At 55.4% G+C, this 23842-nt stretch carries 23 protein-coding genes; 16 read left to right on the forward strand and 7 right to left on the reverse strand.

What is annotated here, in order from left to right; all coding sequences use genetic code 11:
* Positions 1-436: 436 nt before the first annotated feature.
* The 13 genes from AC534G_RS01295 to AC534G_RS01355 all read left to right on the forward strand — a co-directional run bounded on the left by AC534G_RS01295 (position 437) and on the right by AC534G_RS01355 (position 14784).
* The gene (locus AC534G_RS01295) at positions 437-1912 is read left to right on the forward strand and encodes an MFS transporter (protein ID WP_110496583.1); all 1476 of its coding nucleotides are present in this window, start codon (positions 437-439) and stop codon (positions 1910-1912) included.
* Complete coding sequence (locus tag AC534G_RS01300) at positions 1909-2532, forward strand: FGGY family carbohydrate kinase (RefSeq protein WP_233593728.1); 624 nt, start codon at positions 1909-1911, stop codon at positions 2530-2532. The genes AC534G_RS01295 and AC534G_RS01300 overlap by 4 nt, the downstream gene beginning before the upstream one ends.
* Positions 2511-3452, forward strand: a complete 942-nt coding sequence (locus AC534G_RS01305; RefSeq protein WP_233593726.1) for an FGGY-family carbohydrate kinase — start codon at positions 2511-2513, stop codon at positions 3450-3452. Before AC534G_RS01300 ends, AC534G_RS01305 begins: the two co-directional genes overlap by 22 nt.
* Entirely contained in the window at positions 3449-5128 is a 1680-nt protein-coding gene (locus AC534G_RS01310) for a glycerol-3-phosphate dehydrogenase/oxidase (protein ID WP_069323764.1), read from the forward strand. The genes AC534G_RS01305 and AC534G_RS01310 overlap by 4 nt, the downstream gene beginning before the upstream one ends.
* Positions 5125-6684 carry an FAD-binding oxidoreductase gene (locus AC534G_RS01315; protein ID WP_110496587.1) on the forward strand — a complete coding sequence of 520 codons (1560 nt, stop codon included), beginning with the start codon at positions 5125-5127 and terminating at the stop codon, positions 6682-6684. Before AC534G_RS01310 ends, AC534G_RS01315 begins: the two co-directional genes overlap by 4 nt.
* Positions 6681-7256 carry a glycerol-3-phosphate responsive antiterminator gene (locus tag AC534G_RS01320; RefSeq protein ID WP_042311797.1) on the forward strand — a complete coding sequence of 192 codons (576 nt, stop codon included), beginning with the start codon at positions 6681-6683 and terminating at the stop codon, positions 7254-7256. Before AC534G_RS01315 ends, AC534G_RS01320 begins: the two co-directional genes overlap by 4 nt.
* Before the next feature lie 17 nt (positions 7257-7273).
* The gene (locus AC534G_RS01325) at positions 7274-7588 is read left to right on the forward strand and encodes a putative quinol monooxygenase (RefSeq protein WP_038635050.1); all 315 of its coding nucleotides are present in this window, start codon (positions 7274-7276) and stop codon (positions 7586-7588) included.
* Between the two features lie 33 nt (positions 7589-7621).
* The gene (locus AC534G_RS01330) at positions 7622-8788 is read left to right on the forward strand and encodes an iron-containing alcohol dehydrogenase (RefSeq protein WP_110496589.1); all 1167 of its coding nucleotides are present in this window, start codon (positions 7622-7624) and stop codon (positions 8786-8788) included.
* 351 nt (positions 8789-9139) lie between these two features.
* Entirely contained in the window at positions 9140-10207 is a 1068-nt protein-coding gene (locus AC534G_RS01335) for an HlyD family secretion protein (protein WP_110496591.1), read from the forward strand.
* Positions 10204-12951, forward strand: coding sequence for a ribosome-associated ATPase/putative transporter RbbA (gene rbbA, locus AC534G_RS01340; protein WP_110496593.1), 2748 nt, complete (start codon positions 10204-10206; stop codon positions 12949-12951). Before AC534G_RS01335 ends, rbbA begins: the two co-directional genes overlap by 4 nt.
* On the forward strand, positions 12951-14075 hold the full coding sequence (locus AC534G_RS01345; RefSeq protein WP_038635040.1) for an ABC transporter permease: 1125 nt from the start codon (positions 12951-12953) through the stop codon (positions 14073-14075). The genes rbbA and AC534G_RS01345 overlap by 1 nt, the downstream gene beginning before the upstream one ends.
* Positions 14076-14152: 77 nt before the next feature.
* The gene (locus AC534G_RS01350; protein ID WP_003837806.1) at positions 14153-14428 is read left to right on the forward strand and encodes a type II toxin-antitoxin system HicA family toxin; all 276 of its coding nucleotides are present in this window, start codon (positions 14153-14155) and stop codon (positions 14426-14428) included.
* On the forward strand, positions 14425-14784 hold the full coding sequence (locus tag AC534G_RS01355; RefSeq protein WP_087856264.1) for a type II toxin-antitoxin system HicB family antitoxin: 360 nt from the start codon (positions 14425-14427) through the stop codon (positions 14782-14784). The genes AC534G_RS01350 and AC534G_RS01355 overlap by 4 nt, the downstream gene beginning before the upstream one ends.
* A gap of 66 nt (positions 14785-14850) precedes the next feature.
* Here the strand turns inward: AC534G_RS01355 and nikR are convergent, their stop codons facing one another.
* Both nikR and AC534G_RS01365 read right to left on the reverse strand, forming a co-directional pair.
* Positions 14851-15252, reverse strand: coding sequence for a nickel-responsive transcriptional regulator NikR (gene nikR / locus AC534G_RS01360; RefSeq protein ID WP_006687486.1), 402 nt, complete (start codon positions 15250-15252; stop codon positions 14851-14853).
* Positions 15253-15343: 91 nt separating this feature from the next.
* Positions 15344-16204 carry a LysR family transcriptional regulator gene (locus tag AC534G_RS01365; RefSeq protein WP_110496597.1) on the reverse strand — a complete coding sequence of 287 codons (861 nt, stop codon included), beginning with the start codon at positions 16202-16204 and terminating at the stop codon, positions 15344-15346.
* Positions 16205-16303: 99 nt separating this feature from the next.
* On the opposite strand from AC534G_RS01365, the gene AC534G_RS01370 reads away from it, so the two are divergent.
* Positions 16304-16810: a phenolic acid decarboxylase gene (locus AC534G_RS01370; protein ID WP_110496599.1), complete on the forward strand. Its 507-nt coding sequence runs from the start codon at positions 16304-16306 to the stop codon at positions 16808-16810.
* Here the strand turns inward: AC534G_RS01370 and acpT are convergent.
* Positions 16802-17392, reverse strand: a complete 591-nt coding sequence (gene acpT, locus AC534G_RS01375) for a 4'-phosphopantetheinyl transferase AcpT (RefSeq protein WP_038635032.1) — start codon at positions 17390-17392, stop codon at positions 16802-16804. The genes AC534G_RS01370 and acpT overlap by 9 nt on opposite strands.
* Positions 17393-17454: 62 nt before the next feature.
* Positions 17455-18504: an AI-2E family transporter gene (locus AC534G_RS01380; RefSeq protein ID WP_032940622.1), complete on the reverse strand. Its 1050-nt coding sequence runs from the start codon at positions 18502-18504 to the stop codon at positions 17455-17457.
* 133 nt (positions 18505-18637) lie between these two features.
* Here AC534G_RS01380 and AC534G_RS01385 point away from each other — a divergent pair, with 133 nt between their 5' ends.
* Complete coding sequence (locus AC534G_RS01385; protein ID WP_087856265.1) at positions 18638-19855, forward strand: MFS transporter; 1218 nt, start codon at positions 18638-18640, stop codon at positions 19853-19855.
* 3 nt (positions 19856-19858) lie between these two features.
* Here AC534G_RS01385 and AC534G_RS01390 read toward each other — a convergent pair whose 3' ends face one another.
* Together AC534G_RS01390 and AC534G_RS01395 are read right to left on the reverse strand one after the other, a co-directional pair.
* On the reverse strand, positions 19859-20416 hold the full coding sequence (locus AC534G_RS01390; protein ID WP_016154847.1) for a DcrB family lipoprotein: 558 nt from the start codon (positions 20414-20416) through the stop codon (positions 19859-19861).
* Positions 20417-20488: 72 nt separating this feature from the next.
* Entirely contained in the window at positions 20489-21154 is a 666-nt protein-coding gene (locus tag AC534G_RS01395) for a 7-cyano-7-deazaguanine/7-aminomethyl-7-deazaguanine transporter (protein ID WP_038635023.1), read from the reverse strand.
* A 168-nt stretch (positions 21155-21322) separates the two neighbouring features.
* On the opposite strand from AC534G_RS01395, the gene tusA reads away from it, so the two are divergent.
* Positions 21323-21568 (forward strand): sulfurtransferase TusA, encoded by a 246-nt coding sequence (tusA, locus tag AC534G_RS01400; RefSeq protein WP_038635021.1) that lies wholly within the window; start codon positions 21323-21325, stop codon positions 21566-21568.
* 75 nt (positions 21569-21643) lie between these two features.
* Here tusA and zntA read toward each other — a convergent pair whose 3' ends face one another.
* On the reverse strand, positions 21644-23842 hold the full coding sequence (zntA, locus tag AC534G_RS01405; protein ID WP_110496601.1) for a Zn(II)/Cd(II)/Pb(II) translocating P-type ATPase ZntA: 2199 nt from the start codon (positions 23840-23842) through the stop codon (positions 21644-21646).

Below are 23842 nucleotides of genomic sequence, written 5' to 3' on the forward strand. Positions count from 1 at the left end.
AAATGTTTTTGCTGTTATCTATATGAATTTTAATACTTTTATTTTGGTGGTGGAGTTTGGAGTAAAAGCGAATTTCGTATTCAACACCCATTTTTGATGAATATTGCAATAACGTTGCACAGGAAGATCTGCGATCGTTCAGCGTAAATCAGCCACCAGCGCATCGACTACGTACACTCACAGCGGCGCTCCCATCCGCTGAGAACGGAAAAATGGCTCATGGCGACCTATTTTTGTAATGATTTATTAACATATGTGCTACAAGTCACAGAATCAACGATGAGGCAAAAAGTCGCTTTGACACGCTTTCCCTTACCTTCTAGAGTGGAAAAATACAGATTTTAGATAAGAGACTATCTGTGAAATTAAGATGGTCTCTTATTGCATTTTTTTAGCTAATGGCGACCTTCTTCCGAATATTATGAAGGGGAAAGCCATGTCCGCATGCTCATTCTCAAATCCGATAAAAATCCGTGGCGTTGATGATGTTATCAATTGCATCGACTCTCGCGGAAAAATCAGTGGCAGAGCCGGTGTTATTTGGTGGTTGGCATTAGGTGGCCTGTTCCTTGATGCTTTTTCAAATTCAGCTCTTAGTGCTGGATTAAATCCAATGACCCGCAATTTAAATCTGAGCGCAACTGAAGTTGCGTTACTTACCTCATTTTCATCGTGGGTTGCCATATTATTTAATCCTATTGGCGGCTGGATTGCCGATCGCTGGGGACGTGTACCACCGCTGATAATCGCCAAAATAATGGCGGTGATTGGTGCGCTGTTAGTGATGTCATCCTCCAGTTTCAGCACCATAATCGTGGGCCGCTTCTTTGTTGGCGTGTCTTACGGGATGGATTTTGCCGTGGCCATGGCGATGCTGGCAGAGTTCACGCCAGTGAAACTAAAAAGCCGTTTAAACACCTGGCAAGGGGTCTGGTATGTTGCGGTTTGTTTAAATCTGGCATTAGCGCTGATGTTTTATTCCTGGGATGTTGGGAATGCTATCTGGCGTTATTCTATTTCTGTGACAGCGTTATGTGGACTCATCGTACTTTTTTTCCAGTTCCGTTATTTAGTAGAAAGTCCGGTATGGTTGGCGAGAAAATCACGGCTTTCTGATGCTGTGATCGCTATGAATAAAATATACGGTGATAATTTTATTTTGGCGCCAAAAGCGGAGCAAAAACCTGTCATTGGGCAAGCAGAAAAAGGGGCGAGAAATGTACTGCTAATATTCCGTGGCGTATATTTACCGCGTACGATTCTGGCTTCTACGGTTCAGATCTGCCAGTCAATCCAGTATTTTGGCGTCGGCTGGTATTTGCCGGTTATTAGTGCCGCGATGTTCGGTAAAAACTTTGTGTACGCAACCTTGTGTTCACTATTTTTTAACGTATTTGGTATTGTTGGCGGTTTCTTGTCTCCTGCAATCGGTCGTCGTCTGGGCTTGCGCCGCTCTTCGGCGATCGGTTTTGCCGTGGCTTTTCTCGTACTGCTCACGCTGGGACTGTTCAGCGACAGTATGCCGCTGTGGGCCTCTTTGCTGGTCCCCGCGTTGTTTATTCTTTGTCACTCAGGTGGACCCGGTGCAAACGGGAAAAGCCTTTCATCCCTCTCTTTTCGCAGTGAACTGCGGGCAGGCGCGAATGGCGTGGTCGGTGCGCTCGGGGCAATAGGTGCGGCGCTCGGTCTGTTTATCTTCCCCGTTTTCCGTGATCTCTACGGCTTGCAAACGACCTTCCTGATCATGTCCGCCGTGCCGTTGTTCGCCAGCATCGTCTGCTTTGTGATCCCATGGGATCCCACTCGCACCACGATTCAGCCGGATAACGAGCCTGGCGCCCCGCAGTTCGAATCACCCCATTCACCTTATCCCGAGTCGATGGCCCCGGAATCAAACAGGAGTACGAAATGATTGAATATGAAGATGTCATTCTGGCTATTGATGAAGGTACATCAGGTACGCGTGCGGCAGTGGTGGGGCGAAATAGCCAGGTCCACTGTCTTGAATACCAGCCGCTTCAGGTCAGTAGCCAGCGCCATGGCGTTGTTGAACAAGATGCTGATGAAATTTTGCAGGCCACTATTGCGGTGTGTCGTACAGCGATTGCCAATGCGCAGCACAGCAAGATGCGTATTGTGGCGCTGGCGATTGCGACGCAACGTTCAACGGCGGTGCTCTGGGATGCAATCACTGGCAAGGCGCTGGCGCCTGCGATGGTCTGGCAGGATGCGCGTTTTACGGATGAGCTGGCGCGACTTGCCCCCGAATGGGATGCGAAACTGCTGCCAGTAATTGGACGACCGGTTGGGATACGTTCACCTTACCTCTGGGCGTCATACCATATCGCCAATACACCGGCAGTGAAGAGGGCGCACCAGGCTGGAACCCTGGTTTTTGGCACCGTTGACAGTTGGTTGCTCTGGCATCTGGCGGAAGAAAAAAATGTGTCACCACCCCCACCAACGCCACCTCTGCGGGCGCGTATTGCCTCAACGAGCATCAGTACCATTTGCCATGGCTGCAGACGCTGAAGTTCCCGACGTCATTGCTGCCTGAATTGCACGATGATACCGATGATTTTGGCTCTACGCGTGAAGATATCCTCGGGATCAGCGTCCCGATCCGGGCTTGCGCCGGGGATCAGTTTGCGGGGGCTATTGGGCTGGGTTGCACTGAGCGCGGGCAGGCGTTGTGTATGCATGGGACCGGCAGCTTTGTTGATTTAATGATGGGGCCGACGGTGCCGACATTGAAAAAAAGCTGTGAAAGTACGCTCACCATGACCGCGCGCCGACAAAAAGGACGCTCGCACTTCTCTGTAGAAACATTCGTCCCGACGACCGGTTCGGCCCTGAACTGGGTGTGCGAAAAGCTGCGCTGGTTCGACTCACCCGAGCAAATCAGCGAGCTGGCTGCACAGGCTAATGATTCTGGCGGCGTGAGTTTCATTCCAGCATTAACGGGGCTGCGTGTTCCTCATTTGCAGCCGCATGCCCGCGCCTCGCTTAACGGTATTTCAATCTCGACCACACGTCCGCAGGTGGCCTACGCCATTCTGGAAGGCATTGCGCATTCGGTAGCCGCCTGTATGCGCGCCAATGAAGCGGCAACCGGCATCGCAACGCAAGAGCTGGTGGTAGGCGGCGGGTTGTCCAATAGCGACACGTTATTGCAAATCCAGGCCGATGTTAGTGGGATCCCCGTACGGCGGATGGCCGAAACGGCGAGGGCCAGCTTACGCGGCGCGGCGTTTCTGGCGGGAGCCGATGGGCTGCTGTGGGATTCGTTGTCTGATGCCTGCGCCACGCTGAAAACGGCGCGTCTGTTTGAACCCAAAATCAGTCATGACCTTCGCGAACAAAAAATCAACCGCTGGGAGATGCGTATTGCGCTCGAAATGGAAACCGCCAGCAGCCTCACTACCGCTAATCAGGAGCACGCCGACTCATGAAGTTTTTCCCTTCGCGAAAGCCAAACAAAACACGCAGTGATATGTACGGCGCCGAACCGTTGCGTCTTCAGCGTCCTGAGCAACTGGACCGACTGGAAAGCGAAACCTACGACATTCTGATTGTCGGCGGCGGAGTGACGGGGGCCTATGCGGCGCTGGATGCCAGCTTGCGCGGATATCGGGTCGCGTTAATTGAGAAGAGTGATTTTGCCTCGGGGACGTCATCCAAGTCATCAAAAATGGTGCACGGCGGCCTGCGTTACATCGAGCAAGGGAACCTCGGACTGGTACGTCATTCTTTGCTCGAGCGCCAGCGTATGCGCCGCAATGCTCGCCATCTGGTGCAGCGGCTGCCCTTTTTATTTCCGGTACTCGATAAGAATGGCGTGTTTGATAAACGCATGTCCTCTGCGTTTGAAAGTCTGCTCTGGACCTACGATCTCGCCGGGGGATGGCGGGAAGGTATTCTTCACCAAAAATTAACGCCGGCGGAAGTGTTATCGCACTGCCCAACGCTGAAAGAAGAGCAACTCTCCGGCGGCTTTATGTATTTCGATGCCCGTGTTGATGACGCCAGGTTAACGCTGGCCCTGGTGCGGACGGCGGCGTTTCATGGGGCGACGGTAACAAACCATGCCGAAGTCATCGAAACCACACGCGACCAGCATGGCAAGGTCAATGGGGGCATCGTGTATGCCGATGGCAGGGAAATCCGGGTCAAAGCGCGGGTTGTCATTATGGCGACGGGTGTCTGGTTGCGTGACTGGAGTGGGCTGAAAAAAGGGGAATCATCGCCGCTGAATATCCGTCCGGCGAAGGGGGTTCATGTCGCCATCCCGTGGATGAAAATTCGCAATGATTGCACGGTGACCATTCCGGTGGCCGGACGCAGTCGGCGCGCGACCATTACGCGCTGGGGCAACGTCTCCTATCTGGGCACCACGGATGAAGACTATCAGGGCGATTTGAACGATGTTCACTGCAATCGCACTGAACTGGACTTTCTGCTGGAAGGCGCAAACTCGGCGCTGAAAACGGATCTGCGTCCGGAAGATGTGGTGGGAAGTATCGCTGGTTGCCGCCCGCTTGTCGGTACCGCGGGCGGTAAAACCGTTGAGATGAAGCGTAACCATGAGATCAGGGTTGCAGCGGACGGACTGATTACCATTGTCGGCGGCAAACTGACGACCTCGCGCCACATGGCGGAAGAAACCATTGATGCGGCCAGCAAAATACTGGGCCGTAAAAAAGCCTGCTCAACGAAAACTGCGTATTTGCTGGGCGCGGCTGGCTATGACCCACAGGCCATTCTGGCCTCTGGCGGCCTGTCTGCGCATCTGGGCGAGCGCTATGGCACCGAAGCGCATTTTGTCAGTGACATTATTCAGGCCGATCCCTCGCGGGTTAAACCTATCGTGGAAGGGCTTCCCTACACCGAAGCGGAAGTGGTGTATGCCGTACGCCATGAGCTTGCCAGCACCGTTGATGATGTGCTGTCGCGTCGAATTCGCGCGCGCCTGATGGCACGCGATGCGTCAGCCATTGCCGCTGAACGCGTTGGGGAAATACTGCAACAAGAACTCCGGTTACAGCCTGAACAGGTGGCAAAACAGGTAGCCAGCTATCAGGCCGCAATTAAACATGAAAAATCAATGCTTATGGGGACATCAGAATGATCAGTAAAGAAGCGATTAAACGTGGTTATAACCGTGGAAACTATACCATTGGCGCACATACTCGCCCCGCATGGGCAACAGATATCACCAGCAGCAATGGCGCAAGAGGAATGCAGGTAGATCCCGTTGCGATTAGCGAAGCGACGTTTGACCGGCTGCGGGTGATTGCTGATGAGGTGCTGACGTCGGAGTCCGATGTGATTACCTGGACCCGCGACTGGTGGGCCGGTTCAATGATTGCGGAAACCCAGGGCGCGCCTGCCACCTCAAAAGGCGTGATTGTACGCGTTTCTACCGTAGAACAGATTCAGGACATAATGCGCCTCGCCAGTGAATCCGCTATTCCGGTTACAGTTTCTGCCGGGCGAAGTAACGTTACCGGAGCCGCATTGCCGCTGCGCGGAGGGATTGTGCTCGACGTTTGCGAACTCAACAAATTGCTCGATTTTGACCCACAAAGCCAGATTGTTGAGGTAGAAGCCGGCATGTTTGGCGATATTTTCGAGCAAACTATCCAAAAAGAGTATGGCATGACCATGGGGCACTGGCCGTCATCGTTTGGGATCAGTACCGTCGGCGGTTGGGTCGCCTGTCGCGGTGCGGGACAGCTTTCTACCCGCTACGGAAAAATTGAAGATATGGTTTTTGGCATGGATGTGGTGCTGGCCGATGGGCGCTTAATCACCGTTGGCGGTTATGCACGCAGCGCTATCGGACCTGATTTACAGCAAATGTTTATCGGTTCGGAAGGTACGCTGGGCGTGATAGTACGTGTGCGTTTGAAGCTACATCGTCTGCCGGATTATGGCCGCGCTATCGCCTGGGGTTTTTCCAGCTTCGCTAGTGGGCTGGAGGCGTGTCGCGAAATCTTACAGCATGGCGCTAATCCAGCGGCACTGCGCTTGTACGATAACCTGGAAAGCGGCGTGCAGTTTGGCCTGCCCGAGACCAACGTCCTGTTGATTGCGGATGAGGGAGAACCCGACATTGTCGACGCGGTGCTGGCGATCAGTGAACGTATTTGTCAGCAGAGCGGAGAAGAACTTGACGGTGAATCTATCTTTGAGCGCTGGCTGGATACCCGGTATCTGACGGGAAAAAGCGCCGAAGGCTTTAAGAAAAGCCCCGGCCTGGTGGCGGATACGCTGGAAATGGTGGGGCGTTGGCGCGATCTCAGCGCGGTTTATGATGATGTGGTGGCAGCGATCAATGCCGTACCGGGCACGCTGGCGGGGTCAGCGCATCAGTCCCATGCCTACGTCGACGGCGCATGTCTTTACTTCTCACTGCGTGGCGATGTGCCCGTCGAGCAGCGTGCGGCCTGGTATCGTGCGGCATGGGACGCGGCAAATGCGGTGCTGATTAAACACAATACTTCCCTTAGCCATCACCATGGCGTCGGGCTGCTCCGTTCCCCCTACATGCAGGCTTCTTTAGGTGAATCGCTGTCGGTTCTGGCTGATATTAAAAAAGCGCTGGATCCGCAAAATATCCTTAACCCGGGCAAGCTGGGCTTAAGCGCTCAGCTTTACCCACATCAGGCAGGTCAATCATGATAAAAAACCTTGGCGTGCTCCTGGCACGCCAGCCCGTCATCATGGCGATTTACGGCATTGAGCAACTGAAAACCGCACTGTCCAGCAAAGCTGAAGTCTGCATCATTGCCAATATCGATCTGATTAAGCTCCAGCCGGTGATCGAACTGCTGTCGAAGGCGGGAAAGTACGTCATCGTGAATATCGACAGTTGTAATGGGCTGTCCCAGGATAAAGGCGGCATTGATTATGTGGCCGAAACGGGGGCGATGGGGTTGCTTTCCACGCGTCTGCAAACCGTACAGCGCGCGAAAAAATGCGGGTTGATCACCATGCAGAAAATCTTCGTCACCGACCGCTCTACCTGGCTACGCAGCCTGAAAGCCGTGGAGCAAAGCGAACCCGATTATGTGCAACTGATGCCTGCGCAGATGCTGCCGTTGCTGCCGCAGGCCGATCGTAATGTGTTGCCGCCGATTGTGGCCTCCGGGTTTGTCTGCAATGAGGAACATGCCCGGACGGCGCTGTTGCACGGCGCGATAGCTGTATCAAGCAGCGACAGCGCGTTATGGGATGTGAATTTGCTACGTTAAACCACCGGGAGCCAAAAATGGAAAACACGCAGCTGTTTGTCGTTGCACATTATTTTGCCCAACCGACGATGGGTCACAAAGTTAACGACGCGCTCAGAATGCTGGCAGAGGCAACGCGTCAGGAGCCTGAAAATATATCGTATGAGTTTTTCCGCTCCACGGAAGACGGCGATCGCTTTGTGATTCTTGAAACCTATCGTTGCGCAGAGGGGCTCGAACTTCACCGGAAAACGGAACATTTTCAACGAATTGGCACTGGCATTATTGCCCCGATGTTGGAGCGTAAAGAGGTGAAAAGCTTTCACATTCCTCCTGATGAACCGCATTGCTAAAAGCTGTCCATTTTCACTGCAAGGAATACCTCAATGAACAAAGCCATGAAGGATTTTGCGTTTACCACGGTAGCGGAAATCATCGTCGAGTGGGCGGGTGCGTCACGGTTAGGGGAGATTCTTCAGCATCGGTTTAGCGCACGTCGTTTATTGCTGGTGACCGATCCCGGTCTGGTCAAGGCTGGGGTTTTGCCGCCGGTTCTGCACAGTCTGCGCAACGCAGGGTTTCAGGTGACGCTGTATGATCGGGTCCAACCCGATCCACACGAGCGCCTCGTTCGCGAAGCTTTACAGGTTGCCCGCGATGGTAACTGCGAAATGGTTATTGGTCTGGGCGGCGGTTCCTCGCTCGATGTCGCAAAGCTGGTGGCTGTATTAATCAGCTCTGAACAAGACCTGCCGGAGCTTTACGGCATCGAAAAGGTCGCCGGGAAACGCCTACCGCTGGTTAACATTCCTACCACCGCCGGCACCGGGTCTGAAGTTACCAATATTGCAATTTTGACGACCAACGATGACAGCAAAATGGGCATTGTCTCCCCGCAACTGTATGGCGATTTGGTGCTATTGGATGCGCAACTGACCCTGGGACTTCCTCCTGTCCATACTGCCGCCGCCGGGATAGATGCGATGGTGCATGCGATTGAGGCCTATACCGGCAAGCATAAGAAAAACCCACTCTCGGACGCGCTGGCCCGCGAAGCGTTACGTTTAATCAGTCGCCATCTGGTGACCGCATGTCGTGACGGGCACAACCGTGAAGCGCGAGAAAATGTGCTGCTGGGCGCGATGCTGGCGGGACAGGCTTTCGCTAACTCTCCGGTGGCGGCGGTGCATGCGCTGGCTTATCCCTTGGGTGCCAGACACCATATCCCGCACGGCTTGTCGAATGCGCTAATGTTGGTTCCGGTGCTGCAGTTTAACGTGGCGGTAACGGCCCCACTTTATGCCGAGCTGGCTCCCGTCATTGGGGCACAGGTGACAGGAAACGTGGATATCGATGCCCAGTCGTTTATTGCCGGGATGGTAAGCATTATTGCGGCAACCGGGGCGCCCAACAGGCTGCGTGACGTTGGTGTTCCCGCAGACGGTCTGGCGATATTAGCGCAGGATGCCATGCAGCAGACCCGCTTGCTGGGCAATAATCCCGTTACGCTTAATGAAGATGATACGTTGCGGCTATACCAGCAGGCTTATTAACCCAGAACGTGTCCGGTGAGCGGATCACCGGACATGCTTGGTCGGCGGCGATATCCCCACTACAACCGAATAGACATATTGAATCCAGGTGTTAGTATTCAATAGACAGCAGTTATGAGTATGCGTGTTTCATTTCCGGCCAGGAACGCTGATGATGACAACATTACTACCCGATTTCACAGCATTTTCGTCATTCACTTCCTTCGCGGCGCGCGTTGCCTTAACGCCTGCTCGCTCAATGGCCATTGTTTTTCATTCCTTCTCATCCCGGATGGAATCTCCCGCTGAATAGCTGTTCAGTGGGCTTTGTGACACGCAACGTTTGATAACAGGGATTACGGCGGGTCGAATATGGATAAGTTTAAGCGTCATCTGATGTGGTGGGGAGCGGGTGTTCTAGTGGTGGTGGCCGCGATAGCCTGGTGGATGCTGCGCCCTGCGGGAATACCGGAGGGGTTTGCAGCCAGCAACGGCAGAATTGAAGCCACCGAAGTGGATATTGCCACTAAGATTGCCGGGCGTATTGATACCATCCTCGTTTCGGAAGGGCAGTTTGTCCGTCAGGGCGAGGTGCTGGCGAAAATGGATACCCGCGTGCTGCAGGAACAGCGGCTGGAGGCGATCGCGCAAATCAAAGAAGCCGAAAGCGCGGTGGCGGCGGCGCGGGCGTTGCTGGAACAGCGGCAAAGTGAAATGCGCGCCGCGCAGTCGGTGGTAAAACAGCGTGAGGCGGAACTGCAGTCGGTCTCTAAACGTCACGTGCGTTCCCGTTCGCTATCCCAGCGAGGGGCGGTGTCCGAGCAACAACTGGATGACGATCGGGCCGCGGCAGAAAGCGCACGTGCCGCGCTGGAGTCGGCAAAGGCGCAGGTCTCTGCGGCCAAAGCGGCGATTGAAGCCGCTCGTACCAGCATCATTCAGGCGCAGACCCGCGTAGAAGCCGCGCAGGCTACCGAACGTCGCATTGCCGCTGATATTGATGACAGCGAACTGAAAGCTCCGCGCGATGGTCGCGTACAGTATCGCGTAGCCGAACCGGGCGAAGTGCTTTCCGCGGGTGGGCGCGTGCTGAATATGGTCGATCTCAGCGATGTCTACATGACGTTCTTCTTACCTACCGAACAGGCTGGCTTACTGAAGATTGGCGGCGAAGCGCGACTGGTGCTGGATGCCGCGCCGGATCTGCGCATTCCGGCGACCATCAGCTTTGTGGCCAGCGTCGCGCAGTTCACGCCGAAAACGGTGGAAACCAGCGATGAACGACTGAAGCTGATGTTCCGCGTCAAAGCGCGTATCCCGCCAGAGCTATTGCAGCAGCATCTCGAGTACGTGAAAACCGGTCTGCCGGGCATGGCGTGGGTGCGTGTCGATGAAAAGCGCGCCTGGCCTGACGACCTGATGGTGAGGTTGCCGCAATGACGCATCTGGCGCTGGTTCCTGTTCCTCCCGTGGCGCACCTTGACGGCGTGAGTCAGCATTACGGGAAAACGGTCGCGCTGAACAATATCACGCTGGATATTCCCGCCCGTTGCATGGTGGGGTTGATTGGCCCGGATGGCGTGGGGAAATCGAGCTTGTTGTCGCTCATCTCCGGCGCGCGGGTTATTGAACACGGTAACGTGATGGTGCTTGGCGGCGATATGCGCGACCCGCAGCACCGCCGGGATGTCTGCCCGCGCATTGCCTGGATGCCGCAGGGGCTGGGGAAAAACCTGTACCACACGCTGTCGGTATATGAGAACGTCGATTTCTTTGCCCGCCTGTTTGGTCATGATAAAGCGGAGCGCGAAGCGCGGATTACCGAGCTGCTGAACAGTACGGGTCTGGCGCCGTTTCGCGATCGTCCTGCCGGGAAACTCTCGGGGGGGATGAAACAAAAACTGGGGTTGTGCTGCGCGTTGATCCACGACCCGGAGCTATTGATTCTCGATGAACCCACCACCGGGGTCGATCCCCTGTCCCGCGCTCAATTCTGGGATCTGATTGACAGTATTCGCCAGCGCCAGACCAACATGAGCGTGCTGGTTGCGACCGCCTACATGGAAGAAGCCGAGCGCTTCGACTGGCTGGTGGCGATGAACGCCGGGGAAGTGTTAGCCACCGGGAGCGCGCAGCAGCTACGCGAAAAAACCGCCAGCGACACGCTGGAGCAGGCGTTTATCGCGCTGTTACCCGAAGCCCAGCGTCAGGCGCACAAACCGGTGGTGATCCCGCCGTATCACGCTGAGCGGGAAGAGATTGCCATTGAGGCGAAAGATTTGACCATGCGCTTCGGCAAGTTCGTCGCCGTTGACCACGTTAACTTTCGCATTCCGCGCGGGGAAATCTTCGGTTTTCTCGGCTCCAATGGCTGCGGCAAATCTACCACCATGAAGATGCTCACCGGATTGCTGCCCGCAAGCGAAGGCGAGGCATGGCTGTTTGGGCAAGCGGTTGATCCGAAGAATATCGATACCCGCCGCCGGGTAGGCTATATGTCACAGGCGTTCTCGCTCTACAGCGAGCTGACCGTGCGGCAAAACCTCGAACTACACGCGCGGCTGTTCCATATCCCTGAGGCAGAAATCCCTGAGCGCGTACAAGAGATGAGCGAGCGCTTTAGCCTGACCGATGTCGAAGACGCGTTGCCCGGCGCGCTGCCGTTGGGGATCCGGCAACGCCTGTCGCTGGCGGTGGCGGTGATTCATCGCCCGGAAATGCTCATTCTTGATGAGCCGACCTCCGGGGTCGATCCGGTGGCGAGGGACATGTTCTGGCAATTGATGGTCGATTTGTCGCGGCAGGATAAAGTGACCATTTTTATCTCCACCCACTTTATGAACGAAGCGGAGCGCTGCGATCGCATGTCGCTGATGCACGCCGGAAAAGTGCTGGCCAGCGGCATGCCGCAGGAACTGGTGAAGCAGCGCGGTGCCGCCAGTCTGGAAGAGGCGTTTATCTCCTGGTTACAGGAGGCCGCAGGCCCGGCGCCGGAGACGACGCTTTCGCAAGCGGATGCGCCGGTGGTGCATGAAAATAATCAGCCGCCACGCCAGGGCTTTAGCCTGCGGCGTTTGTTCAGCTACAGCCGGCGTGAAGCGCTGGAGCTGCGACGCGATCCGGTGCGCTCCACGCTGGCGCTGATGGGGACGGTGATCCTGATGCTGATTATGGGCTACGGCATCAGTATGGATGTGGAAAACCTGCGTTTTTCGGTGCTCGATCGTGACCAGACCGTCAGTAGCCAGGCGTGGACGTTGAATCTGGCGGGGTCGCGCTATTTTATCGAGCAGCCGCCGCTCACCAGTTATGACGAACTGGACAAACGGATGCGTTCGGGCGAGGTGGCGGTAGCCATTGAAATACCGCCCAATTTTGGCCGCGACATCGCGCGTGGAACGCCGGTGAAGATTGGCGTCTGGGTTGATGGGGCGATGCCGAGCCGCGCAGAAACGGTCAGAGGCTATGTACAGGCGATGCACCAGACCTGGCTGCAGGATGTGATGGCCCGTCAGCCCAATGCCAGCGGGCAAAACGGGCTGATGACCATCGAGACGCGCTATCGTTACAACCCGGATGTGAAGAGCCTGCCGGCGATTGTTCCGGCGGTGATCCCGCTGCTGTTGATGATGATTCCTTCCATGCTCAGCGCACTCAGTGTGGTGCGCGAAAAAGAGCTGGGTTCGATTATCAACCTGTACGTTACGCCCACCACCCGCAGCGAGTTTTTGCTCGGCAAACAGTTGCCTTACATCGTGCTGGGAATGCTGAACTTCCTGCTGTTATGTGCGCTGTCGGTGTTTGTCTTCGGCGTCCCGCATAAGGGCAGCTTTTTAACGCTGACGCTGGCCGCGCTGTTGTACGTCACCATTGCTACCGGACTGGGCTTGTTAATCTCTACGTTTATGAAAAGCCAGATCGCCGCCATTTTTGGTACGGCGATTATTACGCTGATCCCGGCGACGCAGTTTTCCGGGATGATCGATCCGGTGGCCTCGTTGGAAGGGCCGGGACGCTGGATTGGTGAAATTTATCCGACCAGCCATTTTCTGACCATTGCGCGCGGGACGTTCTCTAAAGCGCTGGATCTGGCGGATCTTTGGCAGCTATTTATCCCGCTGGCAATCGCTATTCCGGTAGTGGTTGGTCTGAGCGTATTACTGCTGAAAAAACAGGAGGGGTGATGCGCCGATTACGCAATATTTATAACCTTGGCATCAAAGAGTTACGCAGTCTGCTGGGTGACAAAGCGATGCTGACGCTGATCGTTTTCGCCTTCACGATTTCGGTTTACTCCTCCGCAACTGTCCTGCCGGGGTCGCTGCATCTGGCGCCGATTGCCATCGCGGATATGGACCAGTCGCAGTTGTCGAACCGGATTGTGAACAGCTTTTATCGCCCGTGGTTTTTGCCGCCGGAGATGATCACCGCCGATGAGATGGATGCCGGGCTGGATGCCGGTCGCTACACCTTCGCCGTGAACATTCCGCCTGATTTTCAGCGTGATGTGCTGGCCGGGCGACAGCCGGATATCCAGGTCAACGTCGATGCCACGCGGATGAGCCAGGCCTTCACCGGCAACAGCTATATCCAGAATATCATTAGCGGTGAAGTGAATAGTTTTGTGGCGCGTTACCGCGACAATAATGAGCCGCCGGTGGCGCTGGAAATGCGCATGCGCTTTAACCCCAATCTGGAGCCAGCCCGCTTTGGCGCGGTAATGGCGATCATCAACAACATCACTATGCTGGCGATTGTGCTTACCGGGTCGGCGCTGATCCGCGAGCGCGAACATGGGACCATTGAGCACCTGCTGGTGATGCCGGTGACACCGTTTGAGATAATGATGGCGAAAATCTGGTCGATGGGACTGGTGGTGCTGGTGGTTTCCGGTCTGTCGCTGATGCTGATGGTAAAAGGCGTGCTCGGGGTGCCAATTGAAGGCTCGATACCGCTGTTTATGCTGGGCGTGGCGCTGAGCCTGTTCGCCACCACCTCGATCGGCATTTTTATGGGTACGCTGGCGCGTTCCATGCCGCAACTGGGGCTGCTGATGATTCTGGTGCTACTGCCGTTACAGATGCTCTCCGGCGGATCCACGCCGCGTGAAAGCATGCCGCAGGCGGTGCAGGATATTATGCTGACCATGCCGACCACCCACTTTGTCAGCCTCGCGCAGGCGATACTTTATCGCGGGGCGGGGTTTAGCATCGTCTGGCCGCAGTTCCTGACGCTGCTGGCGATTGGCGGTGCGTTCTTCCTGATAGCGCTGCTGCGTTTTCGTAAGACGATTGGCACAATGGCGTAAACGGTTGACTTCATTTCTTGACTGCATTGTGTACTGTTATAATATGACTTCAAAGGATGAAGTCATAAGGACATGCGATGAAGGAAAAGGTGTTGTCTTTACGCAAAAAGCAAAAGAACACGCTGGATCAGCTTTTTAAAGCGCCTACGCCGCAGGGAATCAAGTGGTCGGAAATCGAGTCACTGATTAAGGCATTAGGTGGTGAAATCAAAGAAGGGCGAGGTTCGCGATGTAAATTTCTTTTAAATAAGAGCATTGCGAGTTTTCATCGACCACATCCTTCTCCGGATACAGATAAAGGCGCGGTCGAAAACGTACGTGACTGGTTAACAAGTATAGGGGTAAAACCATGATCAAACCCAAAACGCCAAACTCAATGGAAATCGCTGGGCAACCTGCGGTGATTAATTATGTCCCTGAGCTTAATGCGTTCCGCGGTAAGTTCCTGGGTTTATCAGGCTATTGTGATTTTGTTGCTGACAGCATTCAGGGGCTGCAAAAAGAGGGGGAGATTTCCTTACGCGAGTATCTGGATGATTGCTCTGCCGCAGGGATAGAGCCCTATGCTCACCCGGAAAAGCTGAAGACATTTACGCTACGCTACCCAGAGTCATTCGGAGAACGTTTAAGTTTTGCGGCAGCGGAAGAACAGGTATCAGTGAATACCTGGATTATCGAAACGCTTAGTAAAAGCCTGAAACAGGCATAGCTGCTGGCTGATTCAACGATTATTGCCGGATAAGGCGCAGCCGCCATCCGGCAACGAAACAGGCAATCACTCTTCTTTCGGCAGGCACTGCAAATGACCGTGGCGCACGCCGCGCTGGGAAATGACGTCATCGGCAAAATGCTGTACATCGCCCATGTCGCCTTTCAGCACGGCGATTTCCAGGCAGTCGTCATGGTTGATATGCACATGTAATGTGGCGACCGATAAATCATGGTGGTGATGCTGGGTGGAAACAATACGGCTCGCCAGGTCGCGCTTCTCATGCTCATAAACATACGAGAGTACCGCGAAGCCCTGGGTGCCGTGCTCCTGGGTGGTTTCTTGCGCCAGCGCCCCGCGCAGAATATCGCGAATCGCTTCGGAACGGTTGTTGTAGCCACGGCGCTGGCTCAGGCCGTCGAGCGTTTCCAGTAAATCGTCATCGAGGGTAATGGTGACTCGTTGCATCTGCAATTAACCTTTCATGTGGCGCGTTGACGCACAGAGAATGCGGGAATTAGCGTATTTTGTAACACACGTTCGGCCTCTGGGGAAAAGGTTAATGCTCCCGCAATAAACGCAGTAGCGTGCTCACCTGCTCATCCAGCGGCGCGAGAGTATCTTTAACGATCAGATGCAGCGGCGTGGCGCGGCGAGCGCCATGGCTTAACGGCAGCGGACGTAAAAGCCCCTGGGCCAGTTGCGTCTGAATACGCTCCTCAGGCAGCCAGCCGTAACCGACTTGATACATCACTGCATCAATCGCGGCATCAATGGTAGAGAAGGTCCAGGCATCGCGAACCGGTTGCTGCGGGTTGTCGCGATCGGCAATGCGAATCAGTGGCCACGCGCGTAATGCGTCTTCATCCAGCGGCGCATTCAGCGTGCAGAGTGGGTGATCGCGATGGGCAACGGCCACGAAGTCAATGTTCATCAGCCATTCACCACGCCCGGTCACATCCTGACGCCGGGTCAGGACCATTACGTCCGCATCGGCATGCGCTGCCAGCCTGTCGTCTGCATTTTCCAGTACCTCGGTCAGCCGCACCTGCGTTTGCGGCCACGCCTGCTGAAACTGTTTGAGGATTGCGAACAGGCGTCTGCGTGGGAAGATGCTATCGACCAGCAAATCCAGCCGTGTTCGTGTGCCGTTTTGCAGCGTTGCTGCCCGGGCCTCCACCCATAAAAAGGCCTTCAGTAACGGTTTGACCTGAGCTAGCAACAGCTCGCCCGCCGGGGTCAACACCGCCCTGCGGCCTTCCGGCGTCAGTAGCGTCACGCCGAGTCGCTCCTGCAATAGCGCCAGATTGTAGCTTACCGATGACTGGCTACGGTTGGTCTCTTCCGCGGCTTTCGCAAAGCTGCCCAGTTCCACCACTTTCTCCAACAGGGCCCATTGCTCAAGGGTTGTTTTGTGCATAACTTATCTAAAAATTGAATGAATATGATGTAAACATAGCGTTATTCATCCAATTTTTGAAGCGTTAAGATCCTCGCATCAAGTAAGAGGAGAACGAATATGAGCGCTTTTGATAAACATGATTTGAGCGGATTTGTCGGCAAACATCTGGTCTATACCTACGATAATGGCTGGAATTACGAGATTTACGTAAAAAATGAGACCACGCTGGATTACCGCATCCACAGCGGTATTGTGGGTAATCGTTGGGTGAAAGATCAGCGGGCGTATATTGTGCGGGTAGGGGCGAGTGTTTATAAAATTTCCTGGACCGAACCGACCGGGACCGACGTCAGCCTGATCGTAAACCTGGGCGACAAACTCTTTCACGGCACCATCTTTTTCCCGCGCTGGGTGATCAACAATCCGGAAAAAACGGTGTGCTTCCAGAATGATCATATTCCGCTGATGATGTCGTATCGCGATGCGGGTCCGGCGTATCCAACCGAGGTGATTGATGAGTTCGCGACCATCACCTTCGTGTGCGACTGCGGGGCAGATAATGACGACGTGATTGCCTGCGCGGCGAGTGAGTTGCCGAAAAACTTCCCGGAAAATTTACGCTAAGGCTTCCAGACGCTGCACGGCGTCGGCGGTCAGGGTAAATGGCGTGGGGGTGCACACCGCCAGGCTCAGGGTATCGATCTGGCACTGGCTGACGGAGAGTGAGGAGGTCAGCGCGGTGCTATCAACGCTGACGATTTGCCAGGCGCTGCCGCCACGCTGTTTTACTATGGCTTCTTTGCGCGTCCAGATGCGCCAGAACGCCGCCAGCTGTTGCTCCGGGCGTTCGGCTTCAACTTCAGCATGTTCCCCAAGACTGAATACCGTATTTGCCAGCGACTGCCAGTTATCGCGGGGGCGAATAACTTCAATATCGCAGCCGACTTCCCCTTCGTCGCTGAGCAGCAGGACGATGTCATCGCCGCTATGGCTGAGATTGAACCACAGCGGCGTGTCAGCGGGAAAGGCGGGTTTTCCTTGCTCGCCGTAGACAATGTCCGGCAATGGCGAAAGGGCATGGGAAAGCAGCACACGGCCTGCCAGCCAGCGCGCCCGGCGAGCACCTTGCGGCGCTTGCTCTTTCATCGCGGCAGGCAGTTCGCCAGCGCTTAAAACAGAAACTTTCCCAAGAACGAGCTGATACATATCAGGACTAACCTTTAGTAATAATGGGGTTGTGTATCATTCTTCACGTGCCATTTGCAAGTTTATCCCGGTAATCGACTTTTGGGCCTGCCTGGACCCAGCAAAATTGCCAGTTTGCTGCCGCCTTTGGTGGTTTCCATCCAGATTTTACACACGCTGGTTAATGGCACGGAGAGTAACATGCCGACCGGGCCGAGCAGCCATCCCCATACCAACAGGGAGAGAAAGACGATCAGCGTCGATAATCCCAGGCGGTGCCCCATCATACGGGGTTCGAGAATATTACCAATCACCATATGCACGACCAGAAACAGCGCGCCAACCAGCACGCATTCGTAAATGCCGTTGAACAGCAGCGCCTGAATCATGGGCGGGACGGCGGAAATGACCGAGCCAATGTTGGGCACGTAGTTTAGCAGGAATGCCAGCACGCCCCACATCAGAGCAAACTGAATCCCCATCAACGCCAGCCCCAGCCAGACAATGGCGCCGGTCCATAAGCTGAGCAACGTTTTCAGCGCCAGATAGTGTGAAACGCCCTTCAGCGCCCGATGCAGCCCCGCAATATGAATCTGCGGATTGTTTAACGCGAAGCGCAGCTTATAAGGAACGTGGCGCACTTCAAACAGCATAAAGACGACCGTCATTACCAGCAGGACGACGCTGGCCATGGCGCCGGAAAGACTCGTCATTAGCGTGGTGGTGAAGGTCATCAGTTTGTCGGAGTCCATACGCTGCAACATGCGCTCCGGGGACATATGCAGGTTCAGAAAGGGGACCATTTCTTGCAGATACAGAACTTTGCGCGTCAGCTCCTTATTGTACTTTGGCAGCATGGCCATGAACTCAGTGATCGACGATGCCAGCACGCCAACCAGCGCCGTAAGAACAATCAGCATTACCACGACCACTAACGTAATGGCTACCGGGCGACGCACACCCCGGCGAATAAACCAGGTGACCAGCGGGTTCAATACGATGGCAAAAAAGAGCGCCAGCAACAGTTGCACAATGATATCCGCCGCGGCATGGATGCCCGCGAGGATCACCACCAAAGCGGCCAGTTTGAGCAGAATATGCATACCCGTTTTATCGGGCTGAGCGGTTGTCATGTTTTCTTCCTGTTTGCGTTTTTGCATTAAGTGTAGCGGTTGGCTTGCGTCTGTTATTCCTAAACTGGCTGCTGATTTATGGTCTGCAACATGGTAGAAATGAAACACTGTTGTGAAAATGTGGTGACCTTCCATGCCCGAACCCGTCGCTGAACCGACGTTAAGCGGTTTGCGCCTTAATCTGCGCATTGTTTCGGTGGTGATGTTTAACTTCGCCAGCTATCTGACCATCGGCCTGCCGCTCGCGGTATTGCCCGGCTATGTCCATGATGTGATGGGATTTAGCGCCTTCTGGGCGGGACTGGTCATCAGCCTGCAGTATTTCGCCACGCTGCTGAGCCGCCCTCATGCCGGTCGCTATGCCGATCTGCTGGGGCCGAAAAAAATCGTGGTCTTCGGACTGTGCGGCTGCTTTTTAAGTGGCCTGGGTTACCTGCTGGCAGGATCAACCCAAGGTTGGCCGCTGGTAAGTTTGTTGCTGTTATGCATCGGGCGGGTGATTCTGGGCATCGGGCAAAGCTTTGCGGGGACCGGCTCTACGCTATGGGGCGTAGGGGTTGTTGGCTCAATGCATATCGGACGGGTGATTTCGTGGAACGGCATCGTGACCTATGGCGCGATGGCGATAGGCGCTCCGCTGGGCGTATTGTGTTACGCCTGGGGTGGCTTACAGGGACTGGCGCTGACCGTGATGGGCGTGGCGCTGCTGGCGATACTTTTGGCGCTCCCTCGACCGGCGGTGAAGGCCAGCAAAGGCAAGCCGTTACCGTTTCGCGCTGTGCTTGGGCGCGTTTGGTTGTACGGGATGGCGCTGGCGCTGGCCTCCGCCGGATTTGGCGTGATCGCCACCTTTATCACGCTGTTTTATGATGCTAAAGGCTGGGACGGCGCAGCTTTTGCGCTGACGCTTTTTAGCTGTACATTTGTGGGCACTCGCTTGTTATTCCCAAATGGTATCAACCGGTTAGGTGGGCTCAATGTCGCGATGATCTGCTTTAGCGTCGAGATTGTTGGACTGCTGCTGGTCGGCATGGCCTCCATGCCGTGGATGGCTAAAATCGGCGTTCTGCTGGCAGGTGCCGGGTTCTCGTTGGTCTTCCCGGCGCTGGGCGTGGTGGCGGTAAAAGCCGTCCCGCAGCAAAATCAGGGTGCCGCGCTGGCGACCTATACGGTGTTTATGGATTTATCGCTGGGCGTTACCGGGCCGCTGGCCGGGCTGGTCATGACGTGGGCGGGTGTACCGGTTATCTACCTGGCGGCGGCCGGGCTGGTGGCGGTGGCGTTATTGCTGACCTGGCGGCTAAAAAAACGGCCTCAGGTGGCGTCACCGGAGGCCGAGTCATCGTCTTAACCGTTACTGGATAACCAGCGTGTTAATGATGTTTTCTGCGGTCGTTTGCGCTTTTTGCTGATCGTCAGCCGGCAGCGTAATTTGCAGCGTCAGCAGTTGGTTGTCCACTTTACCCAGCACCACGGAAGAGTAAGCGGTCTGGCCTTTGGCCGAGATGATGCTGTCTAACTGTTGCAGCGTGTGGCCTTTCAGCTCAATAGATTTATTGGTGACGACCTGCAACTGCGGGTCGCGGCTACGCTGCTGATCTTCCAGACGTTTTGCCAGTACGGCAAGATCTTCGTTGGTATTGTCGCCGACAATCACAATCACCGCTTTCTGGCCGGTTGCGTCAGAATATACGTGCATATTGTTTGCCTGGGTGCCCAGCTTGCCGCTCTGATCGGTCATATCCGCTGGCAGGGAAAAACTGAGTTTGCCGTCCAGCAGGCTGACCGGTTGTCCGGTGGCGCTACTCTCTGCGGCAGCACCTTCTGCTGGCGCTTTTGTATCGCTATTATCACAGGCTGCAAGCCCCATAACCAGCAGGCCAATACCGACATATTTAACCAGATTGCGCATTGACTTCTTCCTTTCGATAAACGGCCATAACGGCTCATTCGACCATCTTATCACAACTCGGAAAATGAACCTTTAACTCGTCTGCAATGCAGATATTTCAGATTTATCTGCCAACCTTTTCAGTAACATATTCAGCAGCACGCCGTACATCGGCAGGAAGAAAATAATGCTGATCAGTACCTTGAAGCAGTAGTCGACCAGCGCGATTTCCATCCAGTGCTCGGCCATAAAGGCATCCGGGCTGCGCCAGAAAGCGATAAAGAAAAAGGCCAACGTATCGCTGATGTTGCCAAACAGCGTGGAAGCCGTCGGCGCCAGCCACCAGCGACGGCTCTGACGCAGGCGGTTAAAGACATGCACATCCAGAATTTGTCCCAGCGCGTAAGCCATAAAGCTGGCGGCGGCGATACGGGCGACAAACAGGTTAAAGTGCAGCAGCGCGCCGAATCCCTGCCACGATCCCATATAGAACAGTGATGAAACAACATAGGAGATCAGCAGCGCGGGGATCATCACCGCAAAGATGATACGTCGTGCCAACGGCGCGCCAAAAATACGCACGGTCAGGTCGGTCGCGAGGAAAATAAACGGAAAGCTAAAAGCGCCCCATGTGGTATGGAAACCAAAAATGGAGATCGGTAGCTGTACCAGATAGTTGCTGGAGGTGATCACCAGCAGATGAAATAGCGATAGCCAAAACAACGCTTTTACGCGCTGAGATTGTGTAAACGGAGTCATATTGTGACCTTTTTGTTGGATGGGGTGAGGGAACCCAATAAAAAACCGTCGCATGATACTGCTTTAAGAGCACATTGCAATGGTTGTTTTTCACGCAATCGTTAACCTGATTGGCTTACGCCACAACAGAGCGTAAAATAACGCCGTTTTTGCATGAATGAGACTACGATGAGCGATCTGTTTACCTCTCCCGACCATACGCTTGATGCCCAGGGACTACGCTGCCCGGAACCTGTAATGATGGTGCGTAAAACCGTGCGCGGTATGCAGGCGGGTGAAACGCTGCTGATTGTCGCCGACGATCCGGCGACAACCCGCGACATTCCCGGCTTCTGTACCTTTATGGAGCATGAACTGGTAGCCAAAGAGACCGACTCGCTGCCGTACCGCTATTTAGTGCGCAAAGGTCATTAAGCGAAGCGCCATCCGGCCTACAAAGACGGTGTAACCTGTAGGCCGGATAAGGCAACGCCGCATCCGACACACTCATTATCCTTTACGCAACAACCGCAACGCGTTCGCGGTCACCAGCACCGTCGCCCCCGTATCAGCCAGCACCGCCAGCCACAGTCCGGTTATCCCGAGCAGCGTGGTGACGAGGAAAATCCCCTTCAAACCCAGCGCAATCGCAATGTTCTGGCGAATATTGGCATGGGTGGCGCGCGCCAGCTGAATCATTTGCACCAGGCCACGCAGACGGTTGTGGGTCAGGGCGGCATCAGCGGTTTCCAGCGCGACGTCGGTTCCGCTACCCATGGCAATGCCGATGGTCGCCGCTTTCATCGCCGGGGCGTCGTTGATGCCGTCGCCGACCATTGCCAGCGGCGACTGTTGGTTGAGAGAGGTAACGGCTCGCACCTTATCCTCCGGCAATAACCCCGCTTTGAATTCCAGACCCAGCTCCCCGGCAATGGCTGCTGCCGCGCGTGGGTTATCACCGGTCAGGATCACCCCTTTCACGCCGATCTGATTGAGCTCGCTGATGGCAGTGCGGGCGTCGTCGCGCAACGTATCCTGTAGGGCCAGTACGCCGAGAACGGTATCGTTACGCAGCACCAGCACCACCGTCTGGCCCGCGCTTTCCAGCTCGCTTATCTGTCCGGCAAAGGCATCGGCAGGCTGCTTACCGGCGGCGCAAATCAGCACGCGCTCGCCGTTGACCAGTGCTTCTATTCCGGAGCCAACCAGCGCCCGCTGTTCTTTCGCGACAGGAATAGTCAGCTCGCGCGTTTGCGCTTCCCGAACAATCGCCTGCGCCAGTGGGTGCGTCGCGCCTTGCTCTACCGCCGCTGCCAGCGCCAGCAGTTCAGCCTCATTTATACCGCTTGCCGGATGAATCGCCGTCACGCGCGGTTTACCGATGGTCAGGGTGCCGGTTTTATCAAACGCCACCTGCGTGACTCTGCCCAACTGTTCCAGCGCGGCGCCGCCTTTGATTAATGCGCCACGACGCGCCGCGGCGGCAAGACCAGAGGTAATCGCTGCGGGAGTTGAGATAACCAGCGCGCACGGGCAGCCAATCAGCAACAGCGTCAGTCCTTTATAAATCCACTCCTGCCAGGAGCCGGCAAACAGCAGCGGCGGGACGAGGGTAACCAGCAGCGCAACCGCCATAATAGCGGGGGTATAAATTCGGCTGAAACGGTCAATAAAGCGCTCAATGGGGGCGCGGCGTTCTTCCGCTTCTTCAATCAGCTTCAGAATGCGATCGATAGCGCTGGCGCCCGGCTCGGAAAGCACTTCCAGCGTAACCAGACGATCTACGCTGGTGGCGCCCGCCGGGACTTTCTCGCCGGTGGCGCGTTCAACCGGGATCGATTCGCCGGTCAGGGCGCTTTCATCAAAGCTGGCAAAACCGGAGACCAGCTTACCGTCGGCGGGTAAACGTCCACCGGCGGCAACTTCAATAACATCGCCAGGCCGGAGCGTATTGATTGCGACCTCTTCGCGTTCGCCATTACGTAGGCGCGTGGCGGTTTCTGGCTTGAGTGCCATCAATGCGCTAACACCTTTGCGGGCGCGGCTGGCGGCCCACCCTTCCAGGCGCTCACCAATTAAAAACAGCAGTAGCACCATGGCGGCTTCCGCCGTCGCGCCGATAAACAGTGCGCCAATCGCAGCCACGCTCATCAACGTTTCAATGGCGAAGTAGCTGCCGGTTTTCATCAGACGCAGGGCCTGGCGGGCAATGGGATACAGGCCGACCAGCGTGGTGGCGATAAACGCTATCTGGCCGAAAGGATGATTGAACTGCTCCAGCCCCCAGCTAATCGCCATCATGATTATCAGCGAAATCAGCGGCAGGTTCTCTTTCAGACGTGATTCAGGGGCGGCTTCCGGCGCTTGTTCATCGCGCAGGGTATAACCTGCCTTTTGTACCGCGCTTTCAACTTGCTGACGGATCTCATAACCCGCGTCGACGACCAGTTTTTCGGTGGCGAACAGCACCTGGACCTGGTTGACGCCGCTCACCTGGCGGACCGCATTTTCCACTTTTCGGGCGCAGGCGGCACAGTCCATTCCTGCCACTTTCCAGGAATAACGGATGCCCATTACGCTTTCGGATACGGTGGTTGGGGTGGAGCAACTTCCTTCGCAGCAGCAGTCGTCCGCCTTTTGTGGGGCTGGCACTGGCTTGAAAGAAGAAAATTGTGGGGCTTTTTTGCCAGGGGCATCGGGCGTCGACAT

This window comes from Citrobacter sp. CRE-46 (assembly GCF_059615875.1).